The organism is Amycolatopsis sp. NPDC003865, from assembly GCF_053605345.1.
This window is the reverse complement of record NZ_JBSGJA010000028.1, coordinates 45,142-63,059: the sequence shown is the minus strand read 5'-3', so window position 1 is coordinate 63,059 and position 17,918 is coordinate 45,142. Positions and strand designations below refer to the sequence as shown.

General features: G+C 73.8%; 20 protein-coding genes. 12 read left to right on the top strand and 8 right to left on the bottom strand.

The window, feature by feature from the left end:
- Positions 1-792 carry an alpha/beta fold hydrolase gene (locus tag ACWEVP_RS43280; protein WP_452068408.1) on the bottom strand — a complete coding sequence of 264 codons (792 nt, stop codon included), beginning with the start codon at positions 790-792 and terminating at the stop codon, positions 1-3.
- A 104-nt stretch (positions 793-896) separates the two neighbouring features.
- On the opposite strand from ACWEVP_RS43280, the gene ACWEVP_RS43275 reads away from it, so the two are divergent.
- The 6 genes from ACWEVP_RS43275 (at position 897) to ACWEVP_RS43250 (ending at position 4,894) form a co-directional block, all read left to right on the top strand.
- A complete protein-coding gene (locus ACWEVP_RS43275) occupies positions 897-1,241 on the top strand; it encodes a YciI family protein (RefSeq protein ID WP_452068407.1) in 345 nt (114 codons plus the stop codon).
- Positions 1,238-2,428, top strand: a complete 1,191-nt coding sequence (locus ACWEVP_RS43270; protein ID WP_452068406.1) for an RNA polymerase sigma factor — start codon at positions 1,238-1,240, stop codon at positions 2,426-2,428. The genes ACWEVP_RS43275 and ACWEVP_RS43270 overlap by 4 nt, the downstream gene beginning before the upstream one ends.
- 182 nt (positions 2,429-2,610) lie before the next feature.
- The gene (locus ACWEVP_RS43265) at positions 2,611-3,681 is read left to right on the top strand and encodes a hypothetical protein (RefSeq protein ID WP_452068405.1); all 1,071 of its coding nucleotides are present in this window, start codon (positions 2,611-2,613) and stop codon (positions 3,679-3,681) included.
- A 39-nt stretch (positions 3,682-3,720) separates the two neighbouring features.
- Positions 3,721-4,065, top strand: coding sequence for an ArsR/SmtB family transcription factor (locus ACWEVP_RS43260; protein ID WP_452068404.1), 345 nt, complete (start codon positions 3,721-3,723; stop codon positions 4,063-4,065).
- Complete coding sequence (locus ACWEVP_RS43255) at positions 4,062-4,493, top strand: SRPBCC domain-containing protein (protein WP_452068403.1); 432 nt, start codon at positions 4,062-4,064, stop codon at positions 4,491-4,493. The genes ACWEVP_RS43260 and ACWEVP_RS43255 overlap by 4 nt, the downstream gene beginning before the upstream one ends.
- Positions 4,490-4,894, top strand: coding sequence for a YybH family protein (locus tag ACWEVP_RS43250; RefSeq protein WP_452068402.1), 405 nt, complete (start codon positions 4,490-4,492; stop codon positions 4,892-4,894). Before ACWEVP_RS43255 ends, ACWEVP_RS43250 begins: the two co-directional genes overlap by 4 nt.
- Here ACWEVP_RS43250 and ACWEVP_RS43245 read toward each other — a convergent pair.
- Entirely contained in the window at positions 4,866-5,792 is a 927-nt protein-coding gene (locus ACWEVP_RS43245; RefSeq protein WP_452068401.1) for an AraC family transcriptional regulator, read from the bottom strand. The genes ACWEVP_RS43250 and ACWEVP_RS43245 overlap by 29 nt on opposite strands.
- Before the next feature lie 161 nt (positions 5,793-5,953).
- Here ACWEVP_RS43245 and ACWEVP_RS43240 point away from each other — a divergent pair, with 161 nt between their 5' ends.
- Positions 5,954-6,403, top strand: a complete 450-nt coding sequence (locus ACWEVP_RS43240) for an anthrone oxygenase family protein (RefSeq protein ID WP_452068400.1) — start codon at positions 5,954-5,956, stop codon at positions 6,401-6,403.
- Here the strand turns inward: ACWEVP_RS43240 and ACWEVP_RS43235 are convergent, their stop codons facing one another.
- From ACWEVP_RS43235 to ACWEVP_RS43215, 5 genes are read right to left on the bottom strand one after another with little or no spacing between them, the layout of a single operon-like run.
- Positions 6,404-6,889: an AraC family transcriptional regulator gene (locus tag ACWEVP_RS43235; protein WP_452068399.1), complete on the bottom strand. Its 486-nt coding sequence runs from the start codon at positions 6,887-6,889 to the stop codon at positions 6,404-6,406. It lies immediately after the preceding gene.
- Positions 6,889-7,221, bottom strand: coding sequence for a YciI family protein (locus ACWEVP_RS43230; RefSeq protein ID WP_452068398.1), 333 nt, complete (start codon positions 7,219-7,221; stop codon positions 6,889-6,891). The genes ACWEVP_RS43235 and ACWEVP_RS43230 overlap by 1 nt, the downstream gene beginning before the upstream one ends.
- Position 7,222: 1 nt before the next feature.
- Positions 7,223-7,987 carry an alpha/beta fold hydrolase gene (locus tag ACWEVP_RS43225; RefSeq protein ID WP_452068397.1) on the bottom strand — a complete coding sequence of 255 codons (765 nt, stop codon included), beginning with the start codon at positions 7,985-7,987 and terminating at the stop codon, positions 7,223-7,225.
- Positions 7,984-9,258, bottom strand: coding sequence for an RNA polymerase sigma factor (locus ACWEVP_RS43220; protein WP_452068396.1), 1,275 nt, complete (start codon positions 9,256-9,258; stop codon positions 7,984-7,986). The genes ACWEVP_RS43225 and ACWEVP_RS43220 overlap by 4 nt, the downstream gene beginning before the upstream one ends.
- A 20-nt stretch (positions 9,259-9,278) precedes the next feature.
- Entirely contained in the window at positions 9,279-10,352 is a 1,074-nt protein-coding gene (locus tag ACWEVP_RS43215) for a TetR/AcrR family transcriptional regulator (RefSeq protein WP_452068395.1), read from the bottom strand.
- An 86-nt stretch (positions 10,353-10,438) separates the two neighbouring features.
- Between ACWEVP_RS43215 and ACWEVP_RS43210 the strand changes: the two genes are divergently transcribed.
- Positions 10,439-11,608: a cytochrome P450 family protein gene (locus ACWEVP_RS43210; protein WP_452068394.1), complete on the top strand. Its 1,170-nt coding sequence runs from the start codon at positions 10,439-10,441 to the stop codon at positions 11,606-11,608.
- Here the strand turns inward: ACWEVP_RS43210 and ACWEVP_RS43205 are convergent.
- Positions 11,591-12,367, bottom strand: coding sequence for a TetR/AcrR family transcriptional regulator (locus tag ACWEVP_RS43205; protein WP_452068393.1), 777 nt, complete (start codon positions 12,365-12,367; stop codon positions 11,591-11,593). The genes ACWEVP_RS43210 and ACWEVP_RS43205 overlap by 18 nt on opposite strands.
- A gap of 78 nt (positions 12,368-12,445) precedes the next feature.
- Between ACWEVP_RS43205 and ACWEVP_RS43200 the strand changes: the two genes are divergently transcribed.
- The 4 genes from ACWEVP_RS43200 (at position 12,446) to ACWEVP_RS43185 (ending at position 17,785) form a co-directional block, all read left to right on the top strand.
- Positions 12,446-13,375: an ATP-binding cassette domain-containing protein gene (locus ACWEVP_RS43200; RefSeq protein ID WP_452068392.1), complete on the top strand. Its 930-nt coding sequence runs from the start codon at positions 12,446-12,448 to the stop codon at positions 13,373-13,375.
- On the top strand, positions 13,372-14,154 hold the full coding sequence (locus ACWEVP_RS43195) for an ABC transporter permease (protein ID WP_452068391.1): 783 nt from the start codon (positions 13,372-13,374) through the stop codon (positions 14,152-14,154). The genes ACWEVP_RS43200 and ACWEVP_RS43195 overlap by 4 nt, the downstream gene beginning before the upstream one ends.
- Positions 14,155-14,222: 68 nt before the next feature.
- Positions 14,223-16,700 carry a DEAD/DEAH box helicase gene (locus ACWEVP_RS43190; protein ID WP_452068390.1) on the top strand — a complete coding sequence of 826 codons (2,478 nt, stop codon included), beginning with the start codon at positions 14,223-14,225 and terminating at the stop codon, positions 16,698-16,700.
- Entirely contained in the window at positions 16,697-17,785 is a 1,089-nt protein-coding gene (locus tag ACWEVP_RS43185) for an SWIM zinc finger family protein (protein ID WP_452068389.1), read from the top strand. The genes ACWEVP_RS43190 and ACWEVP_RS43185 overlap by 4 nt, the downstream gene beginning before the upstream one ends.
- The last annotated feature ends 133 nt before the right edge of the window (positions 17,786-17,918 follow it).

Below are 17,918 nucleotides of genomic sequence, written 5' to 3'. Positions count from 1 at the left end.
TTACGGGATGTCGATCTCCGCGGGCAGGAACCGGTCCAGGGCGTCGGCCACCTCGCCGGGGCGTTCGAGGGTCTGCATGTGCGGGGCGCCGGCGACGACCTCGAACTTCGCGCCACCGCCGATCCGGCCGGCGATGGCGGCCATGCCCTCGACCGGGATCGACGCGTCCGCTTCCCCGGCGAGCGCCAGCACCGGCGCGGGAAAGTCCCGCAGCCGTGCGTAGACGTCGAGCCCGCCGTAGCCGCGCCAGATCGAGGCCCAGGTGACCGGGTCGAACGAGGCGACGCACTCGCGGGCGTAGCGCACGCCCTCGGTGTCCGCTTCGAGGGCTTCCGGGGTGAACCAGCGGTCCAGCGTGGGCGCGACGAGCGCGGTCATGCCGTCGGTTTCGGCGAGCCGCGCTCGCTGCTCGAAGGCCTCGGGCACCGGCCGGTCCGGCGCCGCCATCAGGGTCAGCGAGGCGAAGCGCCGGGGCGCGGCGACGGCGGCGGTCTGGGCGATCGCCCCGCCCAGCGACAGCCCGGCGACGTGGGCGGTGTCCAGCTCGAGCGCGTCCAGCACGGCCACGAGGTCGGCGCCGGTGGCCGCCATGGTGAACGGCAGCGGCGCTCCGGCGGCGCTGCCGTGCCCGCGCACGTCGTAGGCGAACACGCGGCGTCCTCGGGCGAGGCGGTCGAGCACCGGATCCCACATCCGGCGGTCCACGCCGAGGGAGTGGACGAGCAGCACCGCGGGCCCGCGGGTGCCGCGGGCGGTGACGGTGGTTCGGTGGTCGGACGCGCGGATCCTCATAGGGTGATCCTGCCAGCGGCGTCCACGCGAAATTCGTCCGCGAACGCTGTCGATCCGGCCGGGCGCTGTTCGTATGAGCGGTGACGGCAGCGAAAGGAGCCGACGTGAAGCAGTACCTGCTCAGCATCTACCAGCCCGACGGACCGACCCCGCCGCCGAAGGTCCTCGACGGCGTCGTCAAGAAGCTCGACGCGCTGAACGCCGACCTCAAGGCGGCCGGGGCCTGGGTGTTCGCCGGCGGGCTGCACCCGCCGTCCACCGCGACCGTGCTGCGCGCGGACAACGGCGACACCGTCGTCACCGATGGCCCGTTCACCGAGGGCAAGGAACACCTCGGCGGGTTCACGATCATCACCGCGCCCGACCTCGACGCGGCGCTGGCCTGGGGCGGCAGGCTCGCCGACGCCGTCGCGCCGCTGCCGGTCGAGGTGCGGCCGTTCGCCGGATGACCGTCGAAGAGGTCTTCGCCGCGGAGTACGGCCGCGCCGTGTCGGTGCTGGTGCGGGTGTTCGACAGCATCGACATCGCCGAGGAGGCCGTGCAGGACGCCTTCACCGAGGCGGTCCGGCGGTGGCCGGAAACCGGGATCCCGCCCAGCCCGGCGGGCTGGATCATCACCACCGCCCGCAACCGCGCGATCGACCGGCTGCGCCGCGAGGCCGCCGGCGCGGGCAAACACGCCCAGGCAGCGTTGCTGCACGCCGAACGAGAGCCCGTCGAGGAGGGCGCCGTGCCCGACGAACGGCTCCGGCTGATCTTCACCTGCTGCCACCCCGCACTCGCCCGCCCCACCCAGGTCGCGCTGACCCTGCGGCTGCTCGGCGGGCTGAGCACCGCGGAGATCGCCGGCGCGTTCCTGGTCGCCGAGCCCACGATGGCCCAGCGGATCGTCCGGGCGAAGAACAAGATCCGTGACGCCGGCATCCCCTACCGCGTCCCGCAGGACGCCGACCTGCCCGCGCGGTTGTCGGCGGTGCTCGCCGTGCTGTACCTGATCTTCAACGAGGGCTACACGGCGAGGACGGGGAAGGACCTCGTCCGCGACGACCTGTGCCGCGAGGCGATCCGCCTGACCCGCGTCCTGGCCGGCCTGATGCCCGACGAGCCGGAGGTGCAGGGCCTGCTCGCGCTGATGCTGCTGATCGACGCGCGCCGGGCGACCCGCACGTCCGCGTCCGGCGAGGTGGTGCTGCTGGCCGATCAGGACCGGTCCCGCTGGGACGCCGACCTGATCGCCGAAGGCCAGGGGATCGTCCGGCGCTGCCTGCGCCGCAACCAGCCGGGCCCGTACCAGGTCCAGGCGGCGATCCAGGCCGTCCACAGCGACGCGCCGACGGACTGGTCCCAGGTCAAGGCGTTGTACGACCAGCTGCAGGCGTTCACGCCGACGCCGGTGGTGGCGTTGAACCGGGCGGTGGCGGTCGCCGAGGTCGACGGTCCCGCTGCCGCGTTGGCGCTGGTGGACGAGCTGGAGCTGGAACGGTTCCCGCTGTTCCACGCGATCCGCGCGGACCTGCTGGCCCGGCTGGGTCGCGGCGGGGAAGCGGCGGCGGCTTACACGGCGGCCATCGACCTCACCGGCAACTCCGCCGAGCGGGCACTGCTGGAACGGAAGCGATCGTCAACTCTCGGTTGACGATCCGAGGGGGTCCTAGTTTTTCGCGGCCCCCCTCGCACCCCTTGATCGCACCGCGCCCTCCTAGACCGTTCTGAGTTGGGATATGTGACCTTATCCAAACTCAAGGCACCTACTTCTTATCTTCTAATTCTGAACAGCTAGTTCTACTTCTAATTAGAAGCTTTGATACGCTCTCGATCATGACGGAAGACGCAGGTCAGCTGCGGGTGTGCGAGTACCGACGCTGCGGAGCGCCGCTGCCGCCGGCGGTGGGCCGGGGGAGCCGGGCGCGGTTCTGCCAGGACGGGAAGACCTGGGGACGGCGGAACCTGTCCTGCCGGGACGCCGAGGCCGTCCTGTCGGACGCCGAGTCGCTGCGGGAGAGCGACACCGAGCTGGACGACACCGCCGTCACCGCGCTCGCCGGGCAGGTCGACCGGGTCCTCGAACCCGCTCGCGGCCTCGTCGAGACGCTCACCACCCTGCGGCACCAGCTCGAAGCCACCACCGCGACCGCCCTCGCCGAACGGGACGCCGCCTTGGCCGAAGCCGACGAGCACCGCCGTCAGCGCGGGCTCGCCGAAGCCGACGCCGCACAAGCTCGTGAGATCGCCGAGGAAGCCTCCGCCGCCGCGACGGCCGCGGAGAAGGAGAAGGCCGCGGCGATCCGGGAGCGAGACGCTGCCCGCGGCGCTCAGCGGGAGGCGTTGCACGAACAGCAGCGGGCCGCAGGGCAGCTGACCGCCGTGCGGGACGAGCTGGCCCGGGTCGCCGAGCGGGCCGATGCCTCCGGCGCGCTCGCCGGCGAGCGCGCCGGAACGATCGCCGCGCTGACCGCCGAACTCGCGGCGACCCGGGCGGCTCTCGACGAGGAACGCGGCCGCGGCCAGGCCGCGGAGAGCCGCGCCGAGGCAGCCGCGCTCCGGCTCGAGGCGGCCGAATCGCGCGCCGATGCCGCCACCGCCCGGCTCGACGCCGCCCACGACGAGCTGACCAAGGCGGCTACTGCCCACCAGGCCGCCCAGGACCAGGCCCGGACGGAGGCCGACCGCCTGCGCGCGCGGTTCGACGAGCGGCTGGCCGAGCTGCAGGCGGCGCACGAGCAGACCGTCCGGTCCATGCACGAGACCACCACCAGTCTCGGCGCCGAGCTGCGGGCGGCGGCCGCCCGGGCCGACGCCGCGGAACGGGCGTTGAGCGGGGTGTTGACCGTCCTGCGGGACATGCCGGGACTGGAGCTGCCCGAGGACATCGCGGCAATGCTCAAGTAGTTACTTGACTATCAGGGGAGCCGGGCATAACTTAAGTACATGCTTGACCATGAGCTGGACCTGGTGTTCCGCGCCCTGGGCGACCGGACGCGGCGGGCGCTGGTGGAGCGGCTCGTGCGCGGGCCGGCGTCGGTCAGCGAGCTCGCCGAGCCGTTGACCATGTCGCTCGCCGCCGTGGTGCAGCACCTGCAGGTGCTCGAATCCGCCGGGATCGTGCGCTCGGAGAAGGTCGGCCGGGTCCGGACCTGCCGGATCGAGCCCGCGGTGCTGCGCGAGGGCGAGCACTGGCTGGGACGTCAGCGCACGACGTGGGAGAGCAGGCTCGACCGGCTCGGCGACTTCCTCGCCGAGCCGCCCGATACGTCGGAAGGGAGCACGACATGACTGTCAGGCACGCCACCTTCACGCTGGAACGCACCTACCCCGTCCCGCCGCCCCGGGTCTTCGCCGCGTGGTCGGACGCGGCCGCGAAGGCCCGCTGGTTCGCCCCCGGCAGCACGCACGAGCTGGACTTCCGCGTCGGCGGCCGGGAAACCGTCGACGCCGCGGGCCCGGACGGCACGGCCTTGTCGGTCGTCTCGACCTACCACGACATCGTGCCGGACCAGCGGATCGTCTACGCCACGACGCTCAGCGGCGGCAAGACGCTGGCCACGGTCTCGATCACCACCGTCGAGCTGGCGGCCGAAGGCGAAGGCACCCGGCTGGTCCTGACCGAGCAGGGCACGTTCCTCGACGGCGCCGAAGAGCCGGCCTGGCGTGAGCAGGGCACCGGCGACTGGCTCGACCGGCTGGGCGAGGCCCTCCGGTGACCGCGGCACTCACCGCGCTCGTGGAATCCCGGGTCGCGGCCGTGGCGGCGAAGGACGTCGAGACACTGGTGGCCCAGTACGCCGAGGACGTCACGCTGTTCGACGCGCTCGGCCCGGTGCGCGGCACGGGCCGGGACGTCGAACGGAACCGGCTGCGGGAGTGGTTCGGCGCCTACCGGACGTCGATCGACCTGCGGATCCGGGATCTCGAAGTGGTCGCCGACGGGAATGCCGGCTTCGCGCACTACGTGTTTCAAGTCCGCGGCACGATGACCGACGGCACCGACGTGGACATGGCCGTGCGCGCGACCCTCGGGTTCCGCCGCGGCGAGGCGGGCTGGAAGATCGTGCACGAGCACAGTTCCGTGCCGCTCACGCCGTCCGGTACCCCTGCGGGCTGACGCCGAACTCGCGTTTGAAGGCCGCGCTCAGCGTGAACGCGCTGCCGTAGCCGACCTGGCGGGCGACCGAGGCGATCGTCGCCTCGGGGTGCTGACGCAGGAGATCCGCGGCGAGGGCCAGCCGCCAGCCGGTGAGGTAGGCCATCGGGGTCTCGCCGACCGTCGCGGCGAACCGCCGCGCCAGCGCGGCCCGGGAGACGCCGGTGTTCGCGGCGAGCTTCGCGACCGTCCACGGCTCGGCGGGCTGGTGCTGCAGCAACCGCAGGGCCTGTCCGACGACCGGGTCGTGGTGGGCGCGGTACCAGGCGGGCGCGTTCGTGCCGGGGCGGTCGAACCAGGCGCGCAGCGCGGCGATCAGCAGCACGTCGAGCAGCCGGTCGAGAACGGCCTCCTGTCCCGGCACGTCCCGGCCGATTTCGCCGGCCAGCAGGGCGACCAGCGGGGTCGGCCAGTCCGCGGCCCGCAGGACGAGCAATGCCGGCAGCGCGGCCAGCAGCTTCTTGCTGATCTCCCCCGCCATCCCGTAGGTGCCGGTGAGCAGCACGACCGGACCGCCGGTGCCCCAGGTGCGGACCCCGAGGTCGGCGTAGCCGGTCAGGTGGCCGCCGTCGGGGGTGCGGCATTCCTGGCCGGGCAGGATCAGCGCCTGCGGCGGCGTCGAGGGGTGGTCGGCGACCAGGTACGGGTCCGGGCCGCGGGCGATCGCGACGTCGCCTTCGCCCAGGAGGACGGCTTCGCCGGCGTCGGGGACGATCCACGCCTCGCCGCGCACGGCCGACACGACGGTCAGCGGCGCCCGGTCTTCGATGCGCAGCGACCACGGCGGGGTCAGCACCGAGCGGAGCAGGAACGCGCCGTGGGCGCGGGGGCCGTTGAGGAGCGCGGCGAGCGGGTCCATGGCCGCAGTGTAGACGCTGGAACATGCGATCGAGGCTGTGAACTATGGAGAGTCTCACCGTGGCCCGGTTGACTCACTGCCATGACAACGAATTTCGTGGTGGTGGGCGGCGTCGCGGCGGCGACCGGGGTCTGGGCCCGGTGAAGGGGAGGGAGAGACCGATGTCCACTGTGGTGCTGGTGGCCGCGCTGGTCGCGGCCGGGTTGATCGCCGGGTTGTTCTACGCCTACGCGTGTTCGGTGCTGCCGGGCATCGGCCGCGGCGACGACAAGACGTTCGTGGAGGCGATGCGCGGGATCAACGTCGCGATCGTCAACCCGGTCTTCATGCTGACGTTCCTGGGTGCGCCGCTGCTGGCGGGCGTGGCGATCTTCCTCGCCCCGGGGCCGCGGCCGTGGGTGATCGCCGGGTTCGCCTGCCTGGCGGCGATGCTCGTGATCACCGGGGTGGTGAACATCCCGCTGAACAACGCGCTGGAGTCCGGCGGTGACGACTACGCGGCGGTGCGGGCGAACTTCGAGGCGGTGTGGGTGCGCTGGAACGTCCTGCGGGCGGTGGTGAGCACGGCCGGCTTCGGCTGCCTGGTGGCGGCCGTGCTCACCGATCGCTGATCAGTCCGCGAGCCGGAAGAGCAGGTCGGTGACCCATTGGGTGGGGTCGGGTACCTCGAGGGGGTTGGTGCGCAGCACTTCCAGCCGCCCGCCCCATTCCTCGCCGCCCGCGCCTTCGGTGACGTCCCACGTGAGGCCCTCGGCGGCGCCCCAGGCCAGGACCGCTTCGGTCGCGGCGGCCAGTCCGTCGGGGGCGCCGACGTAGGTCTCGAGCACGTACTTCCCGGCCGGGACCTCCCCGCGGAACGCCGGTTCCTCGGGGGTGAACCCGCCCTCGACCGGGACGCCGGCTTCGACGGTGAACCGCATGCCGGGGTGCAGGACGCGGTAGCGGAAGAACGGCGCCCCGGCTGGGACGATCCCGTGCCCGGCGAGCGTGCCGATCAGCGGGGGCAGCCGGTCGGCGATGCGCGGGAACTCTTCGATGCCGAGGGTCGCGCGCTCGGCGACGTAGGGCTGGGCGGGCCGGTCCACGATGGACGGCATCAGGGTTCCTCCGGGACGAAGACGGGACGGACCTCGATACTGCCGTAGGTCGCGGCGGGGTGCCCGGCCGCGATCTCCAGTGCTTCGTCGAGGTCGTCGCACTCGATGACGACGTAGCCGCCGATCTGTTCCTTGGCTTCGGCGAAGGGCCCGTCGGTGAGCAGCACTTCGCCGTCGCGGACGCGGATCGTGGTGGCTTCCGACGGCGGGCGCAGGCCGCCGCCGCCGTGGATCCTGCCGCGGCGGGCGAGGTCTTCACCCCAGCCGTCGCAGCCGTCGTACTGGTGTTCTTCGGCGGTTTCGTCGCCGGCGATCAAGAGCAGGTACCGCACTTCAGCGTCCTTCCAGTACTTCGCGCAGGCGTGCGGCGAAGGTATCGGCTTCGGTGTCGAACCCGCCGTGGGCGCCCGGGAACTCCGCCGGTGTCAGGCCGAGGGCGGTGGCGAGCCCGAGGCCGGCGTGGTGGGCGGTCGACCCGGCGGACTTCTCGCCGACGGCGACGACGAGCCGCGCGGACGTCGCCCGGAGCGCGTCGAGGTCGGGTTCGTAGGCGCCGGTGGCGGCCATCAGGTGGCGGAAGAAGTAGGTGAAGTTGCCTTCGCCGCGCGGGTCGAGCGGCGGCGCGGGGTCGACGCCCACGAGGGCCATGAACGCACGAAAGGCCGCCTCGATGCCGTGTTCGCGGAACAGCGCCGGGATGTCCGGGCCGTCGAGGGCGCCGGCGGGCAGGTAACGGGTGACCGGGGGTTCGTGCAGGACGACCGTGCGGACGTCGCCGGGGTGGCGCACGACGTGGTCGAGCATCGTGACGGCGCCGCCGCTGCTGGCGAAGACGTCGGCGGGCCCGACCTGGGTGAGCAGGCGGTGCACGTCCTCGGCGTGCTCGTGGATCGGGTCGCCCGAGGGTTCGCCGTCGAGGGGGCTGCGGCCGAGTCCGCGGGGGTCGAACGTGACGACGGTGTGGTCTTCGGCCAGCAGGGGCCGGATGGGGGTGAACACCGCGGCGTCGGCGGGGCCGCCGGGGACCAGCAGCAGCACGGGGCCGCGGCCGGTGACGTCGTAGGTGAGGGTGGCGCCGGGGACGGCGAGGGTGGTCATGGGCGTTCCTCCGGAGATCGTGGTTCGCCCGACCGACGAACGGGTTCGCCCGGGACCGACACCACCTCCGAAATTCTTCGGGTCAGGTACGCGCGTTCGGCGTCGGTGGGCGCGAGGTCGCGGGCTTTCGCGTACCACTCGGCGGCTTCGGTGGTCCGGCCGAGGCGGCGGAGGAAGTCGGCGCGGGTGGCGGGCAGCAGGTGGTAGCCGGCCAGGTCCAGCTCGTCGAGCAGGGCGAGCCCGGCGAGCGGGCCGTCGGCCATGCCGACCGCGACGGCCCGGTTGAGCTCGACGACGGCGCTGGGGACGTATTTGCGCAGCTCGCCGTAAAGACCGGCGATCTGGGCCCAGTCGGTGTCGGCGGCCCGGGCGGCGCCGGCGTGGCAGGCGGCGATGGCGGCCTGGATCTGGTACGGCCCGGGTCGCCGCCGGCGCAGCGCGGTCTCCAGCAGCTGGGTCCCTTCGGCGATTTCGGCCGCGTCCCACCGGGCGCGGTCCTGTTCTTCGAGCGGGACGAGCTCGCCGCGGGCGCCGGCGCGGGTGGCACGCCGGGCGTGCTGCAGCAGCATGAGCGCGAGCAGGCCGAGGACCTCGGGTTCGTCGGGCATGAGCCGGGTCAGGACGCGGGCGAGGCGGACGGCTTCGGCGGCGAGGTCGGGGCGCTGCAGGCCGGGTCCGGCGCTGGCGGAGTAGCCCTCGTTGAACGTCAGGTACAGCACGCCGAGGACGGCGTTGGTGCGTTCGGGCAGCAAGTGCGCGGGCGGGACGCGGTAGGGGATCCCGGCGCCCTTGATCTTGCGCTTCACCCGCACCAGGCGCTGGGACATCGTGGCTTCCGGGACGAGGAACGCGCGGGCGATTTCGGCGGTGGACAGCCCGGCGAGCGTGCGCAGGGCGAGGGCGACCTGCGCTTCGGTGGCCAGGGCCGGGTGGCAGCAGGTGAAGATCAGCCGGAGCCGGTCGTCGGTGACGCCGCTGTCGTCGGGGTCGGGGTCGTCGGGGACGTGCATCAGCGCGGCCTCCCGCAGCTTGGCGGCGCCGACGGTGTCGCGGCGGAGCCGGTCGGTGGCGCGGTTGCGGGCGGCGGTGGTCAGCCAGGCACCGGGGCGCTTCGGGACGCCGTCACGCGGCCAGGAGCGCAGCGCGAGGGCGAACGCGTCCTGCGCGCACTCCTCGGCGAGGTCCCAGTCGCCGGTGATCCGGATGAGCGTGGCCACGACCTGGCCCCACTCTTCGCGGAACGCCTCCGCGACCGCGGTCTCGACGTCCACCGTGCCTCCTTCGCGCCGGGTCACCCACCCGACGAACGGCCGGGACCGGAACCGACAGCGGCGGCCGCGTGGCAGGCGCCGAACCCCTCGGCGCGCGCGACGATCCGGCGGTGCTCGACGCGGACGGCGGTTTCGGTGGCGTCGCTGACCGCGGTGACGCCGGCGGCCGCGGCGAGCTCTCCGGTCGCGTCGCAGACCAGCCGCAGCCGGGGCCGGGCCGGGGGCGTGACGGCCTGGTCGAGGCAGCCGCGCAGGTCGGCGACGGCGAGCCGGGCCAGGGGCGCGAGTTCGCCGGGGTCGCTGGTGACGAGCACGGCGGTGACGTCGGCGCCGGCGCGCACGGCTTCTTCGAAGGCGGCGGCGCGGTGCAGGCCCAGGACGGCGACGACACCGTCGCCGGGCCGGAACGGCTCGCCGGTCAGCAGGTCGGTCGCCGACGGCGGGGTCCAGGGCTCGTCGGCGGGCCGCGCCCGGGTGGTGATGGGCGGAGTGGCCGGCCAGTCGTCGTCCAGGTCCAGGTCGAGCAGCGCGGTGCAGGCGGCGACGATGTGGAACGGTTCGCCGAAGCCGGGCGCGGCCGCGGCGAGCTGGCTCGTGCCGTGCAGGGTCGTCAACGCGGCTTCGGCGACACGCACCAGGCGCCGGCCCGGGCGGAGCCGTTCGAGGGCGAGCCCGAGCAGGATCGCGTCGACCCGCATGAGCTGCGCGAACGGCCGGCGGGTGTGTTCGTCGGCGAGGATCTCGGGCAGCAGGTCGCGGCCGAGGCGCGCTTCGCCGCTGTCGGTGTCGGTGGCCAGGGGCAGCCGGGCGATCCAGGCACGGGCGAACGCGGCGAGGGCGTCGGCGGCGGTGGGGGCGGCCGGCGGCGTGGCGGGGCGGTGCGCGTGTTCGGCGAGTTCGGCCAAGACGGCGAAGTACAGGGCCCGCTTGCCGGGGAAGTTGGAGTACACCGCGCCGCGGGTGAGCTCGGCGTGTTCGGCGATGACGTCGATCTTCGCTTCGCGGAAGCCGCGCCGGGCGAACTCGTCGCGGGCGGCGGCGAGCACCTTCGCGCGGTTGCGCTCCTGGGTTTCCGCCCTGCTGAGCCTGACCATCGTCCTCCTTGCCGCGGCGTCGCGAGTCAAGATACCGTGACCACTGAGATGATAAGAACATCTGATATCAACATCTGGAGTGGTGGATGACGCCCGAGATCGACCTGACCGACTTCAAGGTCCTGACCGACCCCTTCACCGCCTACGACCAGGCGCGGGAAGTGAGCGCGGTGGCGCGGCTGGTGATCCCCGGCTTCGGCCCGTTCTGGGCGCTGACCCGTTACCGCGAGGCCCGCGCGATGCTGGCCGACCCGCGCTTCGAGGTCCGCCCCGAGAGCTTCATGCGCCCGCCGGGCATCCCCGAGCACTGCCTCGAGTACCTGCGCACGATGGCCGAGCAGGACGGGCCCGAGCACCTGCGGCTACGCCGGCTGGTCGCGCCCGCCTTCACCCCGAAGCGCGCGGCTCAGCTGCGGCCGAGGCTGGCGGCGCTGACCGATCGGCTGCTCGACGAGCTGCCCGGCCACGCCGAGAACGGCGTCGTGGACCTCGTGCCCCACTTCGCCCGGCCGCTGCCGATGGACGTCATCTGCGAGCTGGCCGGTATCGCCGAAGCCGACCGGCCGCGGTGGCGCGAATACGGCGCCGCGGTCGCCAGTGGCGTTGGCCCCGATTTCGCGGCCGCGATCCCGGCGATCATCGAGGGCGCGAAGGAAGCGGTGGCGCGCAGCCGGGCCGAACCGGGTGACGACCTCATCGGCGATCTCGTCCACGCCCAGGACGACGACCGGCTCACCGACACCGAGCTGGTCACGCTCGTCTGGCACCTGGTGCTGGCCGGGCAGACGCCGGTGAACCTGATCGCCAACGCCGTCGAAGCGCTGCTGCGGCACCCGGACCAGCTGGACCTGCTGCGCGCGGACCCCGGGTTGTGGCCGGGTGCGGTCGAGGAGCTGATGCGCTTCTGCAGCCCGCAGCTGCTGACCACGCCGCGGTTCGCCCGCGAAGACGTCGAGGTCGACGGGCAGCTGATCCGGGAAGGCGAGCGGGTGACCGCGGCGATGGTGGCCGCCGACCGCGACCCGCGCGTCTTCGGCGACGCGGACCGCCTCGACGTCACGCGGCCCGGGCCGGCCCAGCTGGGGTTCTCCCACGGCCCGCACTTCTGCCTGGGTGCCTCGATCGCGCGGGTGGAGACGGAGGTGGCGCTTTCGGCGCTGTTCTCCCGCTTCCCGGACCTCGCGCCGGCCGGTGACGTGCCGCGGGCGCCCGACGGCGGGACCTGGCGCCCGGCGTCGCTACCGCTGACGCTCTGACACCAGGGCCTCGATGCCGTCGAGGACGCGGGCGAGGCCGAAGCGGAAGGTGTAGGCCGGGTCTTCGGCGGCGTTGTGGGCTTCGCCCGCGGCCTGGCCGACGCGGGAGGCGAGGGGGTAGTGCTCGGGCGCGGCGGCCGGGATGCCGGCCAGCACCGGCGCGGCGCGCTCCCACCACTGCGCGTCGGTCAGGCCGCTGGTGCGGACCAGCCGGGCGGCGTCGAGCGAGCTGCGCGCGGTGGTCCGCACCAGTCCGGTGACGAGGCCGACGGCGGCGTCCATCTCGACGTCGTCCAGCCCGATGCCGTCCAGGGCGCGCAGTTCGTGCTCGTACTTGGCGAAGCTGTGCGGCCCCAGCGCCGAGCGGCTGGTGGTGACCTGCAGCAGCCAGGGGTGGCGGTGGAACAGCGCCCACTGGTCTTCGGCGATCGCGGTCAGCGCGTCGCGCCAGCCCAGGGCCGGATCGGGGACGGCCAGTTCGCCGTGGGCGTGGTCGATCATCAGGTCCAGCAGCTCGGCGCGGCCGGGTACGTAGGTGTAGAGGGACATGGGGGAGACGCCGAGCTGCTCGGCGACGCGCCGGATGGTGACGGCGTCGATGGTGTCGGCGTCGGCCAGTGCGATGGCCGCGCGGACGACGTCGGTGGTGGTCAGCTTCGGTTTCGGGCCGCGCCGCGGGGGCGCGGCGACGCCCCAGAGCAGCTCGATCGCCCGTCGCGGGTCGCCGTTGCCGTTGTCCTCGGTGCTCACGCCGCTCATTCTGCCCACCGGATTCTCGTACGCCGTACAGAGTTGTGCTACAGTTTCTTTGTACACAGTACAGAGTTAAGGGGCTCGATGACTCCGCAGATCCACGCCGAGGGACTCCGCAAGCGCTACGGCGACGCGTACGCCCTCGATGGGTTCGATCTCTCCGTCCCGGCCGGGACGCTGCACGGCCTGCTGGGACCCAACGGCGCGGGCAAGACGACGGCCGTGCGCGTGCTGTCCACGCTGCTGCGCCACGACGGGGGTACCGCACGCGTGGCCGGCTTCGACGTCGTCACTGAATCGGCGAAAGTGCGCGCCTCGATCGGGCTGGTCGGCCAGCAGGCCGCGGTCGACGAGATCCTGTCCGGGCGGCAGAACCTGATCCTGTTCGGCCGACTGCACCACCTGGGCCGGCGCGAGGCCGCGCGCCGTACCGACGAGCTACTCGAGCGCTTCGGCCTGGCGGACACCGGCGCCAAGCCGGTCGCGGCGTACTCCGGCGGCATGCGGCGACGGCTGGACCTGGCCGCGTCGCTGCTGGCGGCCCCGCGGGTGCTGTTCCTCGACGAGCCGACGACCGGGCTCGACCCCCGCAGCCGCACCGAGGTCTGGCGCGCGGTGCGCTCGTTGGTCGCCGACGGGACCACCGTCCTGCTGACCACGCAGTACCTGGAGGAGGCCGACCGGCTGGCCGACCGCATCTCGCTGGTCGAACACGGCCGCGTGATCGCCGAAGGTACCCCCGGGGAGCTGAAGGGTTCGCTCGGCGCGACCCGGATCGAGCTGGCGCTGAGCGAGCCGGACACGGTGGCCGCGGCGACGGCGTTGCTGGCCAGGGTCACCGGCGCCGACCCGGTCGCCGAGGAGCTGCGGGTGAGCGCACCGGCCGAGCCGTCGATGCTGACCGACCTGGTGCGCGAGCTGGCCGCGACCGGGCTGGCGGTCGCCGACGTGGCGCTGCGGCACCCGACGCTGGACGAAGTGTTCCTGGAGCTGACCGGAAAGGGGGCGCGATGAGGTGGGCCCTGGCCGACGGCTGGACGCTGACCGGCCGTTACCTCGCGCAGCTGGCCCGGCGCCCGGCGCGGCTGGCCACGGTGGTGGCGTTCCCGATCCTGATGGTGCTGATCTTCGCCTACCTGCTCGGCGGCGGGATGACCGTGCCCGGCGGTGGTTCCTACCGCGAGTTCCTGATGCCGGGGATGTTCGCGATGACCATGGCCTTCGGGCTGTCGGGGACGATGATCGCGGTGCTCGACGACGCCACCAAGGGCGTCACCGACCGGTTCCGGTCGCTGCCGATGGCACCGTCGGCGGTGCTCACCGGCCGGGTCGCGGCGGACCTGGTCAACGCGGTGCTCGCGCTGGTGGTGCTGCTGGGCTGCGGGTTCGCCGTCGGCTGGCGGCCGCACGGTTCGCTCGCCGAAACCCTGGCCGCGTTCGGGCTGCTGCTCCTGCTGCGCACGGCGCTGGTGTGGGCCGGGATCTACCTGGGGCTGCTGACCACTGATCCGGCGATGGTGACGCTCGCGCAGACGCTGGAGTTCCCGTTCGGGTTCCTCTCCAGCGCGTTCGTCGCGACCGCGACGATGCCGGCGTGGCTGGGAACCGTGGCCGAGTGGAACCCGTTGTCCTCCACGGTGACCGCGGCGCGGGTGCTGTTCGGCAACCCGGGCGCGGCCGGGACGTCCTGGGTGAGCGCGCACCCGGTGCTGATGGCGGTGGTCTGGCCGCTGGTGCTGCTCGCGGTGTTCGTGCCGCAGGCGGTCCGCCGATACGGGAGGCTGGGAAACTGAACGTCGACTTCGAACCGGGCGAACCACCGCGCGCGAGCCGCCTCGTCATCGACGGCCGCCGGCTGTCCATGGTGGATGGTCTGCCCGAACTGCTCGCCGGGCCCGATCGTTTCTGGGCGACCGCGGCGAAGGCGGCGCTGCGCTTGGTCGCGGCCGGGCGGTTGCTGCCCGGCGTCACCGACACCGGGCACGACGCCTGGCGCGTCGGTCCCCTGGAGCCGGCGGAGGCGGCGTGGCTGCGGGACCTGGCGGCGGCGATGCCGGTGGACGAGCGTGCGCCGGGCCCGCTGCTGCGGGCGTTCCTCGACGCCGTCGCCGACACCCTGCCCCGCACCCCGGCCGCCGCGAAGGCGGCCGGGGTGCGGCTGTTCGCCGCGGTGGCCCCGCAGCGGGCGGAGTCGCTGCGGGACTGGGCCGACGAGCTGGCGGCCGGGCTCGACTCGGGCATCCGGGTGTCGCTGCGCGTCGAGGCGCCCGACGGGTTCGACACCGGCCGCTTCCACCTCGTCGTGCAGGTGCACAGCCTGGCCGAGCCGGGCGAGGTCGCCGACGCGGCGCGGTTGTGGGAGACGGGCCGGTTCGGGCCGCGGGCGCGCATCGACGTCGTGCTGGCGCTGCGGCGCGGCGCGCAGGTGTGGCCGGCGTTGGGCCCGTTGCTCACCTCGGCCGTGCCGGATGAGCTGGCGCTGGGCGAGGACGAGGTGACCGAGCTGGCCGCGGCCGCGGCGCCGCGGCTGGCGGCGGCGGGCATCGACGTGCACTGGCCCGCGGAGCTGGCGGGGTCGCTGACCGCGCGGGCGGTGGTGACCGCCGGCGACGCGCCGGGCGACCTGCCGTCGTTCTTCGGCGGCGGCCGGGCCTTGGCCTTCGACTGGCAGCTCGCGCTGGGCGGGCAGGTGCTGACCGAGGCGGAGCTGGACGCGCTCGCCGAGGCCCGCCGCCCCGTCGTGCGGCTGCGCGACCGCTGGGTCCTGGTCGACCCGGCACTGGCGGCGAAGGCGCGGGACCGGACGCTCAAGCCGTTGACGCCGGTCGACGCGCTGGGCGCGGTGCTGACCGGGACCACCGAAGTCGACGGCGAGCGCGTCGAAGTCGTCACCGAAGGCTGGCTCGCCCGGTTGCGAGAGCGGCTCTCGGCACCGCCGGAGCCCCAGGCGCCGCCGGCCGGGCTGGCCGCGACGCTGCGGGACTACCAGCTGCGCGGGCTGCAGTGGCTGGCCACGGTCACCGGCCTGGGTCTCGGTGGTTGCCTGGCCGACGACATGGGGCTGGGCAAGACGGTGACGCTGATCGCGCTGCACCTGCACCGGGCTTCCGGTGCGACGCTGGTGGTGTGCCCGGCGTCGCTGCTGGGCAACTGGGAGCGGGAGATCCGGCGGTTCGCCCCGGGCGTGCCGGTGCGCCGCTTCCACGGCACCGCCCGGTCGCTCGAGGACGCCGCCGGGTTCGTGCTGACGACCTACGGCACCCTGCGCGCCGATCCGGCGCCGCTGGCCGGCGTCCGGTGGGGGCTGCTGGTGGCCGATGAGGCCCAGCACGTGAAGAACCACCGGTCGAGCACGGCGAAGGCGCTACGGCTGGTGCCCGCGGCGGCGCGGGTGGCGCTGACCGGCACGCCGGTGGAGAACACGCTGTCGGAGCTGTGGGCGATCCTCGACTGGTCCGCGCCGGGTCTGCTGGGGTCGCTGCCGGAGTTCCGGGCTCGGTGGGCGAAACCGATCGAGGGCGGGGACGCGGTCGCGGCCGAGCGGCTGTCGCGGCTGCTGCGCCCGTTCCTGTTGCGGCGCCGCAAGTCCGACCCCGGGATCGCGCCGGAGCTGCCGGCGAAGACCGAGACCGACCGGCCGGTGGCGCTGAGCCCGGAGCAAGTGGCCCTGTACGAGGCCGTGGTGCGGGAGATGATGGCCGGGATCGCCGCGAGCGAGGGGATGGCCCGGCGCGGCCGGATCGTCAAGCTGCTGACCGCGCTCAAGCAGATCTGCAACCACCCCGCCCAGTACCTCAAGCAGCCCGGTGGCCGGTCGGGCAAGCTCGACCTGCTCGACGAGCTCCTCGACACGATCCTCGCCGAGGGCGGCGCGGTGCTGGTGTTCACCCAGTACGTCGCCATGGCCCGGCTGCTGGAACAGCACCTCACCGCGCGCGGGATCGGGACGCGGCTGCTGCACGGCGGCACCCCCGTCGCCCGCCGGGAGGACCTCGTCCAGCGGTTCCAGGACGGCGAGGTGCCGGTGTTCCTGCTGTCGCTCAAGGCGGCCGGGACCGGGCTGAACCTGACGCGCGCGGACCACGTCGTGCACTTCGACCGCTGGTGGAACCCGGCGGTCGAGGACCAGGCGACCGACCGGGCGTACCGGATCGGGCAGACGCGGCCGGTGCAGGTGCACCGGCTGGTGGCCGAAGGCACGGTCGAGGACCGGATCGCGGCGATGCTGCGGGAGAAGCGGGCGCTGGCCGAGGCGGTGCTGGCCGGCGGCGAGGCGGCGTTGACGGAACTGACCGACACCGAGCTCGCGGAGCTCGTCGAGCTGAGGAGCCGCGGATGAGCGACGAGGCGGTGCGGGGGTTCCCGGCGTTCGGGGCGGGCGGCCGGCTGGCCCGCTCGTGGTGGGGGCGGGCGTGGGTGCGCGCGATGGAGGACACGGCGCTGGACCTGCGGCAGCTCAAGGCCGGACGCAAGTACGCCGCGGCCGGGCTGGTCGGCCCGATCACGGTGAGCCCGGGCCGGATCGCGGCGGTGGTCGAGGACGCCGACGGCGGCCCGTTCCGGACCGAGCTGCGGCTGGCGGTGCTGTCCGAAGTGGACTGGACGCGGTTCCTGGACCGGGTGGCCTCCCGCGCCGGGCACCTGGCGGCGCTGCTGGACCGGGACATGCCCCACGACCTGGTGACGGCGGCCGACGACGCCGGTGTCCACCTGCTGCCGGGCATCGGGGACCTGGACCCCGAATGCGACTGCCCGGGCTGGGAACTGCCCTGCCGGCACGCGGCGGCGTTGTCGTTCCAGGCGTCGTGGCTGCTGGACGCGGACCCGTTCGTGCTGCTGCTGATGCGGGGCAAGGGCGAGCGGGAGATCCGGGAGGAGCTGGAGAGCCGCACGGCACCGCGGGCGGAGCTGGTCGTCGAGGACCGGACGCTTTGGGTGCTGCCGGACCTGGCGGAATTCCAGCCGGCGGGGGCGCCGTCGATCCCGGCCGCGCCGGGCGTGCCCGCGGAGGCGTTCGCCGTGCTGAGGGCTCACGCCGGGGCGCAGGCGCGGGCGGTGCTGGCCGGGCAACCGTGGCCGGGTCGGCGGGCCGACACCGTCCGGCTGGCCGCGGAGTTCCCGTCGGTGGCGTCGCGGCTGGGCGAAGGCGCGGAGTTCGAGCGAGCGGTCGCGGCCTGGAGGCACGGCGGGCAGGCCGGTCTCGAGGTCCTGGACTCGGCGTGGAGCCCGCCGAAGGCGGCGCTGGCGGCGGCGCTGGCCGCGCTCGCCGAGGAGGAACCGGTGTTCGAGCGCAACCGGTGCACGGTGGGGGAGGTGCAGCTGCGGCTGGACCGGGCCGGGCGGTGGCACCCGTACCGGCGTGAGGGCGGCGACTGGTGGCCGTCGGGTCCGCCGGAGTCCGATCCGGGGCTGCTGGTCGGCTGACGCTTCTTCACGGGCTCAGTCCGTGGCAGGCCAGGGATTTTCGTGGGATTTCGCGGTATCCAGCGTGATCGTCGTTGTCTCCTGTGCGCGACGGCGGGATATCCGCCGGGACCCACTGGGGGTGCGGGCGCGC